This is a genomic window from Pseudomonas cavernicola, from assembly GCF_003596405.1.
GTDB lineage: Bacteria > Pseudomonadota > Gammaproteobacteria > Pseudomonadales > Pseudomonadaceae > Aquipseudomonas > Aquipseudomonas cavernicola.
The window spans coordinates 1,886,161-1,899,666 of the sequence record NZ_QYUR01000002.1 but is presented as its reverse complement, the minus strand read 5'-3'; the positions used below and the strand labels follow the sequence as shown (position 1 = coordinate 1,899,666).

Annotated in this window: 11 protein-coding genes and 1 pseudogene; 8 read left to right on the top strand and 4 right to left on the bottom strand. The window is 59.7% G+C overall.

Translation table 11 applies throughout. The features are described 5' to 3' along the window. The first annotated feature begins 118 nt into the window (after positions 1 to 118). Entirely contained in the window at positions 119 to 1,252 is a 1,134-nt protein-coding gene (locus D3879_RS09160) for an LLM class flavin-dependent oxidoreductase (RefSeq protein ID WP_119953849.1), read from the top strand. Positions 1,253 to 1,416: 164 nt separating this feature from the next. On the opposite strand, the gene umuC is transcribed toward D3879_RS09160, so the two are convergent. The 4 genes and pseudogenes from umuC to D3879_RS09140 all read right to left on the bottom strand — a co-directional run bounded on the left by umuC (position 1,417) and on the right by D3879_RS09140 (position 4,709). Further along, the gene (umuC, locus tag D3879_RS09155; protein WP_119953847.1) at positions 1,417 to 2,694 is read right to left on the bottom strand and encodes a translesion error-prone DNA polymerase V subunit UmuC; all 1,278 of its coding nucleotides are present in this window, start codon (positions 2,692 to 2,694) and stop codon (positions 1,417 to 1,419) included. Further along, positions 2,687 to 3,124 (bottom strand): LexA family protein, encoded by a 438-nt coding sequence (locus D3879_RS09150; RefSeq protein ID WP_119953845.1) that lies wholly within the window; start codon positions 3,122 to 3,124, stop codon positions 2,687 to 2,689. Before D3879_RS09150 ends, umuC begins: the two co-directional genes overlap by 8 nt. A gap of 393 nt (positions 3,125 to 3,517) precedes the next feature. Then, positions 3,518 to 3,670: pseudogene (locus tag D3879_RS26950) on the bottom strand (WYL domain-containing protein); the annotation flags it as partial. 145 nt (positions 3,671 to 3,815) lie between these two features. Next, the gene (locus D3879_RS09140) at positions 3,816 to 4,709 is read right to left on the bottom strand and encodes a LysR family transcriptional regulator (protein ID WP_119953842.1); all 894 of its coding nucleotides are present in this window, start codon (positions 4,707 to 4,709) and stop codon (positions 3,816 to 3,818) included. Positions 4,710 to 4,814: 105 nt separating this feature from the next. On the opposite strand from D3879_RS09140, the gene D3879_RS09135 reads away from it, so the two are divergent. From D3879_RS09135 to D3879_RS09105, 7 genes are all read left to right on the top strand, one after another. Further along, positions 4,815 to 5,681: a pirin family protein gene (locus tag D3879_RS09135; protein ID WP_119953840.1), complete on the top strand. Its 867-nt coding sequence runs from the start codon at positions 4,815 to 4,817 to the stop codon at positions 5,679 to 5,681. A 135-nt stretch (positions 5,682 to 5,816) separates the two neighbouring features. After that, on the top strand, positions 5,817 to 6,506 hold the full coding sequence (locus D3879_RS09130) for a hydrolase (protein WP_119953838.1): 690 nt from the start codon (positions 5,817 to 5,819) through the stop codon (positions 6,504 to 6,506). Between the two features lie 162 nt (positions 6,507 to 6,668). Further along, on the top strand, positions 6,669 to 7,295 hold the full coding sequence (gene ycaC / locus D3879_RS09125) for an isochorismate family cysteine hydrolase YcaC (protein ID WP_119953835.1): 627 nt from the start codon (positions 6,669 to 6,671) through the stop codon (positions 7,293 to 7,295). A gap of 188 nt (positions 7,296 to 7,483) precedes the next feature. Beyond that, positions 7,484 to 7,951: an SRPBCC family protein gene (locus tag D3879_RS09120; RefSeq protein ID WP_119953833.1), complete on the top strand. Its 468-nt coding sequence runs from the start codon at positions 7,484 to 7,486 to the stop codon at positions 7,949 to 7,951. Positions 7,952 to 7,953: 2 nt separating this feature from the next. Then, the gene (gene kefB, locus D3879_RS09115; protein ID WP_119953831.1) at positions 7,954 to 9,774 is read left to right on the top strand and encodes a glutathione-regulated potassium-efflux system protein KefB; all 1,821 of its coding nucleotides are present in this window, start codon (positions 7,954 to 7,956) and stop codon (positions 9,772 to 9,774) included. A gap of 622 nt (positions 9,775 to 10,396) precedes the next feature. After that, positions 10,397 to 11,764 (top strand): glutamine synthetase family protein, encoded by a 1,368-nt coding sequence (locus tag D3879_RS09110; protein ID WP_119953829.1) that lies wholly within the window; start codon positions 10,397 to 10,399, stop codon positions 11,762 to 11,764. Positions 11,765 to 11,944: 180 nt separating this feature from the next. Then, the gene (locus D3879_RS09105) at positions 11,945 to 13,234 is read left to right on the top strand and encodes an NAD(P)/FAD-dependent oxidoreductase (protein WP_119953827.1); all 1,290 of its coding nucleotides are present in this window, start codon (positions 11,945 to 11,947) and stop codon (positions 13,232 to 13,234) included. The last annotated feature ends 272 nt before the right edge of the window (positions 13,235 to 13,506 follow it).

Here is a 13,506-nt window from a genome sequence, read left to right as displayed (position 1 = left end):
TCAAGGCCTGCGGGCTAGTCCGTTTGAGCGATTCCAGCGCCTCGGCTATCCCCGAACATGGCTGCAAGGCGCACTCCCTGACCGCCGACAGACCAGCCAATAAGTACAAGGATCAATCATGAAATTCTCACTGATCTATGAAGCCCAGACGGTGGACTCCAGCCGTGAAGGCGACCGCCGGATTTTCGAAGAGACCGTGGAGCAGGCGGTGCTAGCCGATAAGCTCGGCTTCGACACCTTCTGGTGCGTCGAGCACACCGCGCTGAGCAACTACTCGCACATGTCGGCACCCGAGACCATGCTGGCGTTCGTCGCCGGCAAGACCGAGCGCATCGGCATCGGCCATGGTGTGGTTTGCCTGCCGCCGGCGATGAACCATCCAGTCAAGGTGGCCGAGCGCATCGCCACCCTCGACCTGCTGTCCAAGGGCCGCGTGCACTTCGGTGTCGGCAAGGGCGGCACCCAGCAGGAAGCCGGCACCTTCGGCTACGACCTGGCGACCCTGCAGCCGCAGATCGACGAAGCCATGTACCTGATCCCGAAGATGTTCGTGCAGGACGAGATCGAACATCACGGCGATTTCGTACAGATCCCCCTGCGGCCGATCCATCCCAAGCCGTATCAGGACCCGCACCCGCCGATGTACCTGGCCTGCACCAACACCGAATCGCTCAAGCGCGCCGGCGAGCGCGGCATGGGCGCCCTGGTGCTGGGTTTCGGCGGCCCGGAGGAAATCGCCAAGAAGGTCGCCGTCTACCATGAGGCCTGGGACAACCGTGACCTGAAGGACCAGGTTGGTTTCCGCCCCATCCGCCACATTGCCGCCCTGTGTCCGGCCATCGTTCTCGACGATAACGAGCAGGCGCGCAAGATCGGTATCCGTGGCCAGCGCTACTTCATGGAATCCCTGGCCTACTGGTACGCCGGCGGCGAACGCCCGGACCCGGAAAAGTGGAAGGACGACACCTTCACCGACGGCAACGGCCAGAGCGTGATCAAATCGCGCTTCGCCTCGGAAGAGATCACTGCGGACTTCTCCGACCCGACCATGGCGATGATGAACCCCAACCACGCCTACGGCACGGTCGAAGACTGCATCGGCTACGTGCAGCGCTTGCAGGAAGCCGGTGCCGATGAAATCCTGTTCATCTGCCAGATGGGCACAGTGCCGCAATGGGCGCAGCTGGAGACCCTGAAAAATATCGGCGAGCAGGTGATTCCCTTTTTCCGTGAGCAACTGGCCAAGGCCTGAGCTTGCCGAGTATTTAACGGGCCTTAATGGCCCGTTTTTTATTGGGGCGCGTTGGCGCGTATCGCCTCTCGTAGGAGCAGGCTCCTTCTCAAGTAGGGATGGTATCTACGAAGCTAAGGGCGACTCGGTGCGAATGAAGTGTGGTCCTGCAAGAAGCCAGGCTCTTACTCGGCTCGAATGCGCCATAGCTGGTCTAGTCGTGTTGTGTAACTAGGGTTGAGCATTTCGCGGCGCATGGTCCAGCCGGGTGCCGCGGGAATTCGACCGGAGCCTATGGTTCCACGCCCCCAACGGGCATTGATTTGGTCCAGTACGCTCATCACTCGATCCACCTCGGGTTGCTGCATTGGGGCAAAAAGGTCTGGGGTGTGTTCGTTACGTCGGCATAGCTCAAGCAACATGACCTCGGCCTTGCTGTAGGCATAGCCGGGGCGATAAATGCTCTCCAGACACGTCTGAGCGGCTTGGTTCAGCAAGCGTGTGTCGTCGGTCGGGTAGGGAAGTTGGTAGATCACGCCCTTGGCATATTTTTTAGCCTCGTCCGGGTTGAACATTCCGGTGCGAATGCTCACCCGAATGCGGCTGCACAGAGACTGCTGCGCGCGTAGTTTCTCCGCCGCTCGGGCGGTGTAGGTTGCAACCGCCTCACGGATTGGCGATAGCTCGTACTGACGGTCACCGAACATCCGGCTACAGCAGATCTCCTGTTTGGGCAGGGGGCTTTCTTCGAGTTCCAGGCAGGGCGTGCCGCGCAGTTCTCGTGCGGTCTTTTCGATAATGACGCTGAATTTTTTACGCAGCGTCCGGGGATCGGCCAGGGCCAGCTGCCACGCAGTAGTAATGTGCATGGCCTGAAGACTCGCTTTCATACGCTGGCCTATGCCCCAAACCTCTTCGACTGGCGTGACCTTCAGTAACTTATTCCGCTTCTCCGGATCACAAATATTGACCACGCCGCCGGTCTGCCGTTGCCAACGCTTGGAGGCGTGATTGGCCAGTTTGGCCAAGGTCATGGTCTCGGCAATGCCCACGCCGACGGGAAGGCCAGTTTTTTGCAGCACCTCGGCGCGCAGTTGGTGGCCGAGTGTCTCCAAGGGTTCTGGTATACCGGTCAACTCAGCGAAGGCTTCATCGATGCTATACACCGCCACCACTGGCAGCAGGTTTTCCAGGATCGTCATGACTCGCTGGCTCATGTCGCCGTAGAGCGCGTAGTTACTGCTGAAAGCCTCAATGCCGTGGCGTTTGAGGTCGTTTTTGATCTGGAAGTAAGGCGCGCCCATCTTCACAAAGGGTTTGGCGTCGGCCGAGCGGGCAATCACGCAACCGTCGTTATTGCTCAGCACCACGATGGGCGTGCGTTGTAGGTCTGGCCGGAACACCCGCTCGCAACTGGCGTAGAAGCTGTTGCAGTCGATCAGGGCAAAAACGCTCTTAGGCATGACCGTGATGCCTACGGATGCTGGCGGTGACCACACCCCAAATCACCAGTTCGTCGCTTTCGAGGATGTAGCGGGGCAGGTATTTGGGGTTCTCTGGCTGCAGGATAATCTGCTCGCCCGCTTTCGATAGCCGCTTGATAAAAATGTCGCCATTGATGGCGGCGATGACGATATCGCCATCAGTAGGTGGCAGCGCACGACTGACTATCAACACATCCTCGTCAAAGATCCCAGCATTTATCATGCTGTCACCTGAGGCGCGCACGAGGTAGGTGTGGGGCGCGTCGATGTTCAGCAGTGCATCGAGCGAGATTTTCTGGTCCAAGTGATCCTCTGCCGGGCTGGGAAAACCCGCAGGTACTCGTGCAGAGAAGAACGGCAGCTCGCAGGTTGAGCTGCTTACGGGCCCGAGATAGATCATGTTGGGCATGGGGAAACCTATTTATCTGTATGTATATACAGTAGTAGGGCGAGTGACTTATAGTCAATCGGCAGTCGGCGTATGGTCGTCCCACCGATAGGCCGGATGAGTCTGATAGCGATGCGTGCAATTTGGTTACGCACGAAAGCTTGATAGATCGACCGGTGTTCAGGGCTACCTAGGGCTGGATCTGCAATCACGACTCCCTGATTGAAGAGGTGCGCTCATGTGGCTTACGGGTTCGATTCTTGAAAATGCTCTGGTTGTGATGGCTTTCGGCGGCGTACTCCTGCTATTGGCGCGACTGGCTTATGGATCGGCAGAGCCAGATAGCCGTCCGGCTGCCCGCGAATAGCCTGTGGTAAATCTGGGCCTGGGGGCTACGCTCCGGCTCATTACCGCGAAGCAGCTGAGCACAAAGTCCGGGTAATCACGGTTCTTCTCGCAGCACGCGCGTACATGCCAGCGCATGTCGGTGTAGATCAGCGTGTGCAGGGCGATACGGCGGACTTTCGGCATGGTGTTGGCCAGCGAAACGTACCCGCTCTTCAGACGCTGATCCGTCTTCAGTTTGGGCACCGAGTGGCGGGGGGACCAAGAACTACATTGAGTGGTATGCGAGGCAGTGCAGAGGGTTTGTCGGCGTTTCTGCACAACCGAATAGCGCTTCAGAATTGGCCAGGCGTTTTACATCTTCGGGTTACTGCGGCAATTCATCCGCCAAATAATCGATCAGGCTGCGTACCGACGGCAGCAATCCGCGGCGCGAAGGGAACACGGCATGGACGATGCCACTGCGCGGAGCCCAGTCCGCGACAATGTTCAGCAGAGTGCCTTGCTGCAAATCGTTGATCACCACCATATAAGGCAGTTGCACCACGCCCACGCCGTGCAGGGCGGCCTGGCGCAGGGTCGCCATGTCATCCGTCACCAGGCGCGGCGTGTGCGGCACCAGCGCGGTGGCGCCGTTTGGGCCTTCCAGGCACCAGGCGTGATCGCGGTTCGCCGGCCCCCAGTCCAGGCTCGGCAGGCCACTCAGGTCGGCGGGCACCAGGGGCACACTCAGGCTGCGCAGAAGTTCGGGGCTGGCCACCAGTCGTTGCGGGCTATCTCTGAGTACTCTCATCACCAGGTCGCTGTTTTCTAGCGGCGGAAAGCGAACCCGCAGGGCGATATCGAGGCCTTCACCGATGACATCGACATGTCGATCGGTGGCTTCAAGGTGCACTTGTACCCGTGGATTTTCCACCATGAAGCGGCTAACGACATCGCCGACCTGGAAGTTCAGCAGCGCGGTCGGGCAGCTCATTCTGACAATGCCTTGCGGTTCGGATCGGGTCCGCTCGATCACCGCCCGCGCGGCATCCGCCTCGACCAGCATGGCCACGCAGTGGCGGTAATACTCCTGACCGATCTCGGTGACCGAAAAACGGCGGGTGGAGCGCTGAATCAGACGCACGCCAAGGCGCTCCTCAAGCAGGGCGATGCGCCGACTCAGTTTCGACTTGGGTGTGTTCAGCGCTCGCCCGGCCGGAGCGAAGCCGCCGTGTTCCACCACCTGGGCGTAAAAGTAGAGATCGTTCAGGTCGTCCATCGCCAGCTCATCGTTCACCAAATAGAACGCTGAGAGTAAAACATCGGCTCTACCGAGCACAGCGTTGCGAATCTATCGTTATCTCCATTGGTTAAGGAGATCGATATGAAAAAGATCCTCGGTATCTACAGCGCCCCCAAACAGCACTGGGTCGGCGATGGCTTCCCGGTTCGCACGCTGTTTTCCTACGACAGTTTGGGTAAACACACCAGTCCGTTCCTGATGCTGGATTACGCCGGCCCTGCCGACTTCACCCCGACACAGCGCCCGCGCGGCGTCGGTCAGCACCCGCATCGCGGTTTCGAAACGGTGACCATCGTCTACCAGGGTGAGTTGGAGCACCGTGACTCCACTGGCAGCGGCGGGCGCATCGGCCCCGGCGATGTGCAGTGGATGACCGCGGCCTCGGGCATCCTGCATGAGGAGTTCCACTCCCATGAGTTCACCCGCAGCGGCGGCACCCTGGAAATGGTGCAGCTGTGGGTGAACCTGCCGGCCAAGGACAAGCTGGCCGAACCGGGCTACCAGACCATTCTCGATCAGGATATTCCGCTCGTGCCGCTGCCGGACGCCGCCGGCAGCCTGCGTCTGATCGCCGGGGAATACGCCGGCCACAAGGGGCCGGCGCGCACTTTCACGCCGATGGATGTCTGGGATATTCGTCTGAATGCCGGCAAGAGCGTCGCGCTCAATCTGCCGGAAGGGCGCACCGCCGCGCTGATCGTGCTGCGCGGTAGCGTGCTGGTCAACGGCACTCAGGTTGCGAGGGAGGCCCAGATGGTCTTGCTCGATCGTGCGGGCGACGAACTGGAGCTGGAGGCCAACAACGAGGCAACGGTTCTGCTGCTCGATGGTGAACCCATCGACGAACCTATCGTCGGTTACGGGCCCTTCGTGATGAACAGCCGGGAGGAAATCGAGCAGGCGATAAAGGACTTCAATAACGGCGGTTTCGGACGAATGAACCACTGATTGCCGCATCCCGATCGGGTAGCTGACTAGTCTGGATAGACCGGCTCACACGGGAGGTGTGCGCCGCATTGATCGATTCGTCCGGCCCGGCCGGCGCGGCCTCTGCAACATCAACCACCCACGAGGAAATGGAATATGAACACCTTCGCTAATGTCGCTAACTTCAATGGCAAGATTCCGAAGATCGACCCCAATGACGCCGCGATGCTGCTGATCGACCATCAGAGCGGGCTGTTCCAGACGGTCAAGGACATGCCCATGACCGAGCTGCGGGCCAACGCCATTACCCTGGCGAAGATCGCCAGCCTGGCCAAGATACCGGTTATCACCACTGCCTCGGTGCCCCAGGGCCCCAACGGCCCGTTGATCCCCGAGATCCACGAAGCCGCTCCCCACGCCCAGTACGTGGCGCGCAAGGGCGAGATCAACGCCTGGGACAACCCCGATTTCGTCGCTGCCGTCGAGAAGACCGGCAAGAAGACCCTGATCATCGCCGGCACCATCACCAGCGTGTGCATGGCCTTCCCCAGCATCAGCGCGGTGAACGCCGGCTACAAGGTGTTCGCGGTGGTCGACGCCTCCGGCACCTACTCGAAGATGGCCCAGGAAATCACCCTGGCCCGCATCGTCCAGGCCGGCGTGGTGCCGATGGACACGGCGTCGGTGTGCTCCGAAGTGCAACAGACCTGGAACCGCCCCGACGCCGCCCAGTGGGCCGAGGCCTACAGTGCCGTCTTCCCGCACTACCAGCTGTTGATCGAGAGCTACATGAAGGCTCAAGCGGTTGTGAGCAATCACGAAACGCTGGATTCGCAGCGCAAATAATCGTGCGGCGGGGATGACTAGCCATCCAGCCACTCCCGCCCAGCATGTTCCGCAGTAGCCGATGGATTTCGGCTCATCCGTAGCATGACCCCGTGACAGCCTGGGTGCCATTGCGCAATCCGGTTGGCGGGCTTCCCTCAAAAAAATGCAAGGAGACTGATCATGGCCACTTCCTACAAACGCCTCGACAAGAACCAAGCCGCGGTACTGATGGTGGATCACCAGACGGGCCTGCTGTCGCTGGTGCGCGACTTGGATCCGGACAAGTTCAAGAACAACGTGCTGGCTTTGGCCGACCTGGCCAAGTACTTCAAGTTGCCGACCATTCTTACCACCAGTTTCGAGGATGGCCCCAACGGCCCGCTGGTTCCCGAACTCAAGGCACAGTTCCCGGAGGCGCCTTACATTGCCCGTCCCGGCCAGATCAACGCCTGGGACAACGAAGACTTCGTCAAGGCCGTGAAGGCCACCGGTAAGAAGCAACTGATCATTGCCGGCGTGGTCACCGAAGTCTGCGTGGCTTTCCCTGCGCTTTCGGCGATTGAGGCGGGTTACGACGTGTTCGTGGTCACCGATGCCTCGGGCACCTTCAATGAAGTCACCCGTGAGTCGGCCTGGCACCGCATGAACGCTGCCGGCGCGCAACTGATGACCTGGTTCGGCCTGGCCTGCGAGCTGCATCGGGATTGGCGCAACGACGTCGAAGGGCTGGGTACGCTGTTCTCCAACCACATCCCCGACTACCGTAACCTGATCACCAGCTACACCACGCTCAAGGGCGGCAAGTAACGACCTTGAGTACCCTCGTTCTGCGCGAAGATACCGAGGGTATTAGCGCCAAAATTGCAGCCCTTTACTGTATGTAAAGGGCTGTGGGCATATCCGATGGGCGAGCAGATGAGTAATCGCGCTTCGTGGCGTTGCAAGCACCTGGCGGCACCAGTATGACCGAGCACGTGGAATAGGAAGGGCGTTTTATGCAGTTCGAGCATTTGGTACAGGTTAACGACCTGTCGCGCACGGATATCCCGGCCCTGAGCCGGGCGCAACTCTGGGAGGGCCTGCTGGACCGTGCCTATGATCCGCTGCGCTTTATCGTCGGCCTGGAGCGTTTTGAAATTCTCGTCGAACGCGCGGCGGGTATCCGTCGCCGCTTGTATTTGCCAGGAGTGACGGTTGAGGATGAGGTCACTTTTCAGCTGCTACAGAGTATTCATTTCGAGGTCGAAGCTAACGCCAAGGCCGCTGGCGGTTCACTGACGATCAGCATTGAAGAACCTGAACCCAATGCGCTGTTCGTGCGTTTTGCCTACTGCACAGACGACCAGCGAGCGCTAGGGGAAGAGCTGCCTTATGACGTCTTCATACAGCAGGCCTACATCGCGATGGACATCGAAACCATCCAATTGATCCGTGCCCAGTTCGCTGCGCAAGGGGAGCGTTGAGCGTGGAGCATGGCGATAGTTTTCTGCAGTCGGGTGTGATTTTCCTGCTGGCTGCGGTGCTGGTTGTGCCCTTGGCCAAGCGCCTGCAGCTGGGCGCCGTGCTGGGGTATCTGTTGGCCGGAGTGCTTATCGGCCCCTCGGTGCTGGGGCTGATCGGGAAGCCGGAAAGTGTCTGGCAGATTTCCGAGCTGGGTGTCGTTCTGTTGTTGTTCATCATCGGCCTGGAGCTCTCGCCACGGCGCCTTTGGGTGATGCGCAAGTCGGTATTTGGTGTGGGTCTTGCCCAGGTATTGCTGACCGCCTTGGTCATCGGCGGCGTCGCGTTGCTGGGCTTCGGTCAGCCACTGAACAGCGCAGTGGTGCTGGGCCTTGGGTTGGCGCTTTCGTCCACGGCTTTTGGATTGCAGATCCTCGCCGAACGCAAGGAACTCACCCGTCCACACGGTCGCCTGGCTTTTGCCATCCTGCTGTTCCAGGACATCGCGGCAATTCCGCTAATCGCCATGATTCCCTTGCTCAGCGGGGCTTACGGCAGTGGCGCGGCAGGCAATCAGTTCGAGCAACTGCTGAAGGTGGTGGGCAGCATTGCGGTCGTCGTGGTGGGCGGGCGCTATCTGCTGCGCCCGGTGTTCCGCGTGGTAGCCAAAACCGGCCTGCAAGAAGTCTCGACGGCCACCGCGCTGCTGGTGGTGATGGGCACCGCTTGGTTGATGGAGCTCGCGGGTGTGTCCATGGCCCTGGGGGCCTTCCTCGCGGGCCTGTTGCTGGCAGACTCGGAGTACCGGCACGAACTGGAAGCGCAGATCGAGCCCTTCAAGGGCCTGCTGCTTGGGCTGTTTTTCATCAGTGTGGGGATGACCGCGGATATTCGCTTACTGCTGAGCGCACCTGGTTTAGTGTTGGGGCTCACCGCTTTACTGATCTTGTTGAAGATGCCACTGCTGTACTTCGTGGGGCGCTTTTCCGGCGGGCTGGATCGCCGATCAGCGCTGCGTCTGGGCATAGTGCTTGCCGCTGGCGGTGAGTTCGCTTTCGTGGTGTTCAAGCTGGCTCGTGAGCAGGGCCTATTCAGCGGCCAATTGCATGGGCTGTTGGTGCTCGCCATCACCTTGTCGATGGCGGTGACGCCGCTTTTGCTGCTGTTGCTGGCCAAGTTGATCAAGCCCAAGCCGGCACCGCTAATCAAGCCGCCGGCAGAGTACACCGATATCGACAGTGACGCTCCCCGTGTGGTCATCGCCGGTATGGGCCGCATGGGGCAAATCATCGCTCGCGTGTTGCGCGCGCAGCGGGTGCCTTTTGTGGCGTTGGATACCTCGGTCGAGAGCATCGAACTGTCCCGTAGCCTGGGCCGTATGCCGATCTTCTATGGCGATCCCCTGCGTCCGGAAATCCTCCGCGCAGCGCAGGTCGATAAGGCCGAGTTCTTTATCGTGGCTACCGATAATCCGCAAACCAACATCGAAACCGCTCGCCTGGTTCGCCAGTTGTACCCGCAGCTAAAAATCATCGCGCGCGCCCGTAACCGCCAGCATGTCTTCCACCTGATGGATCTTGATGCCAGCCCTGTGCGGGAGTCTTTTCACTCGAGCCTGGAAATGAGCCGCCAGGTTCTGCTGGGGCTGGGGCTGTCCGAGGAGCAAGCCGCTGCACGGATCAGGCGCTTTCAGCGGCATGACGAGGAGGTTCTGAAGCAGCAACACCGTGTCTATGACGACGAGGCAGCGGTAATACAGACCGCCCGTGAGGCGCGTGCCGAGCTGGAAAACCTCTTCGAGGCCGATGTTCTCGAGGACCGTGGAGTGGTCAAGGTAAAGAACTAGCCAATATTCTGGCCGTTAAAGGAGAAAACGTAGCAGGAGTCATACCCAGTGCGTTGCGGGCGTCGCCCAGTTGGAGTAGGCATATTGGGCGCTCCCGAGAATGTACAAATGGCCACTTTGGTGTGGCTCGAATGCAAAATTTCGAGCCTCAATGTTTAGCGTTGCAATAACCAAACATAGATAAAATTAGATTTAACGCCGCTTAACTGTTGTGTGATTCTGCCCGCCAAATGCTTGCCCTGGCACCTTTACCTGAAGCAGTTTGGCCACATGGATATCGCCTCAAGAGTTCCTTTGTCGCCTGCTGCTTTCAGCAACCATAAGCCACAGCAAACTGTTGAGCAGAGCCATTCCAATTGAGCACCTCCCTTCCTCTTGAACTAGCGTTTTGGGCATTGTGGCACTGCCGCCATGCGCGGCCGCCAGACGCTCCCACCCTCTGACAGGCACCTTGCCCTGTCCGCTATCTGAGCGTGCGCCTGCAAAACAGCAGCACTGTTTCCTGCGTGCATTCTTCGGCAATTCAGTAACCCGATCTCCTTTTGAGAGCAGATCAGGCCTGGGCTTATCCGGAGGCTATGCGCCGTGAGCGTCAAGACGACGCGAAAACAAGAGAGTCCCCATGAGCTTTGCCACACCGCAAGAAGCCCTGAATTTCCTTGAGCAGAACCCCGATATCGAAGCCTTCGAGCTGTTCATCCTCGATAACAACGGTGTACCGCGCGGCAAGTTGCTGCACCGCGATGAGTTATTGGCGGTTTATGAAACGGGGCGGCCGTTGCCTAGCACCATTCTTGGGTTGACGGTCAATGGCGACGATGTCGAGAACTCCGGTTTGGTCTGGGATGTCGGTGATATCGACTGCCGCGCCTACCCGCTAGCCGGTAGCCTGACACGCCTGCCTTGGCGGCTGATGCCGACCGCGGCGGTGCAGGTCAGCATGCACCCGCAACAGGGCATGCCGGCTGCGGTGGCTGACCCGCGCCGGCTACTGGCCAAAGTCATCGACGAGCTCAAAGCCGATGGTTATTACCCGGTCATGGCCGCCGAGCTGGAGTTCTACTTGCTCGACCAAAAGCGCGACAGTAACGGCCGCCCACAGCCTGCGCTGGATGCCGATGGCGGTCGCCCCTACAGCACGCAAGTCTATGGTTTGCGTGAGCTTGAGCAGATCGAACCGTTCCTTGCGGACCTGTACGCCGCGTGCAAAGCGCAAGGCATACCGGCCCGCACCGCGATCTCCGAATATGCCCCAGGGCAGGTGGAAATTACCCTGGAGCATCGTGCCGATGCCTTGCAAGCGATGGACGAAGCCGTGCGCTACAAGCGCCTGGTTAAGGGCGTGGCGCACAAGCACGGGATGATTGCCTGTTTCATGGCCAAACCCTTTGACCATATCGCCGGTACGGGCATGCACATGCACGTCAGTCTGGCGGATGAGCAGGGTAACAACCTGTTCGCCAGTGAGGCGCCAGAGGGCACGCCGCTGCTCAAACAGGCGATTGGCGGCATGCTTTCTACGCTGCTCGATTCGCTGCTGTTTTTTTGCCCCAACGCCAACTCCTACCGCCGCTTCCAGGCCAACAGCTACGCGCCACTGGCGCCAACCTGGGGGGTGGACAACCGCACCGTGAGCCTGCGCGTGCCCGGTGGCCCGGCAAACAGCCGGCATATCGAACACCGCATTTGCGGCGCCGATGCCAACCCCTATCTGGCCGCCGCTGCGATCCTCGCCGGTATCCACCGGGGCATCCGCGAACAGCTCGACCCCGGCGCACCTATCGAGGGCAACGGTTATGCCCAGGCCAAGGAGGTTTTACCGACGGACTGGCTGACCACCTTGCGCGCGCTGGAAAACTCCGTCTGGGCCCGCGATGCCCTCGGTGATGAGTTCCTGCGGGTCTATCTCGCGGTTAAACGTGCCGAATATCAGCAATTTATGGGTGAGGTAGGCGAGCAGGACTGGCGCTGGTATCTGCAGCAGGCGTGATAAGCGCTCGTTGGCCATCGAGTTCTGGGCGGGCCGCGTCTTAGCCTGCTCCCTGGCGATGGCCTACGAGCCGTGAGGCAAGATCAATGAGGGGCCTGAACCTGGCTGGCCTTGGCAGCAATGCTCTGGCGTCTTTTCAGGCTCCGTATCAGCAAAAATAGAATTGGGAACTTGAGTGCTATGACTACACAGCGCTGCAACTCTTACTACACGGCCACCCTCAATGAAGAGACCAACTACCCTCGCCTTGAGGGCGAACAGCGGGTGGATGTTGCGATAATCGGCGGCGGCTTTACCGGGGTATCAACCGCACTAGAGCTGGCCGAGCGTGGCCTGAAAGTGGCGATTATCGAAGCCAAGAAAATTGGCTGGGGCGCCACTGGCCGCAATGGCGGTCAGGTTACGGGCAGCCTGTCCGGTGACGAGGCGATGCGCAAACAGATGCGCGCCAAGCTCGGTTCCGAGGTTGACGACTTCATCTGGAATCTGCGCTGGCGTGGTCACGAAATCATCAAGAAGCGCGTGGCCAAGTACGGCATCCGGTGCGACCTCAAGCACGGTCACCTGCACGCCGCCTACAAACCGAGCCACATGGAAGGCCTGCAGGCCAACTATGACGAGGCGGTTCGTCGCGGCATGGGCGATGAGGTGCGCATGATCAGTGCCAGTGAGATGCCGAATTACCTGGAAACCGATGTCTACCATGGTGCCCTGCATAACAAGCGCAACATGCATCTGCACTCGCTGAACCTGTGTATCGGTGAAGCCAAGGCCGCCGCCAGCTTGGGCACACTGATTTTCGAAAATTCGCCGGTCGTGGAGATTATCCACAACGATCTGCCGGTGGTGGTGACCGAGCATGGGCGGATCACCGCCAACTCGGTGATCCTAGCCGGTAACGCCTACCACAAGCTCGAACAGCGCAAGATGGGTGGAATGATCTTTCCGGCTTCGGGTGGCATCGTCACTACCAAACCGCTGGGCGAAGAGGTCGCAGCCATGCTCAATCCTCACGACCTGGCCGTTTACGACTGCCGTTTCGTGCTCGATTATTACCGTATGACGGCCGACAAACGCCTGCTATTCGGCGGTGGTGCCAACTATTCCGGCCGTGATTCGCGCGACATCGAAGCCGAACTGCGTCCGGCGATCGAGCACACCTTCCCGCGCCTGAAGGGCGTCGAGATCGAGTTCCAGTGGAGCGGCATGATGGGCATCGTGATCAACCGCATTCCGCAACTGGGCAAACTTTCAAAAAATGTCTGGTATGCCCAGGGCTACTCCGGGCATGGGGTTGCCACTACGCATATCGTTGGCGAGATCATGGCCAATGCGGTCACCGGCTCGCTGGAGAGGTTCGACACTTTTGCCGGTGTCAGCCATATCCGCCTGCCGGTTGGTGCCTGGCTGGGCAATCAGATGATGGCCGTGGGCATGTGGTACTACCAGATGCTCGAGCGGTTGCGCTGAGTTCGCAGCTAACAGATTCGGTCTGCTTTCCGAGGTTTGCCTGGCCATCATCGGGGCTCACTCGGGTTAACAGGCCGTTGAAAAAACGTAGCGAGCGACGGCTAGGGCCGCACCCGTTCCCTACGGGTAGCGGCATTCCCCACATCCATGTGGGTCACAAGGCGCAACGCAGCGAAGCGGAGTAACAGCCGAAGGCTGGCCCGCAGGGCGAGCGTAGCGAGTCAATCAGCCGAAAAAGCGCAATTTACGCGCTGTAAATGAGCATTTTGAGG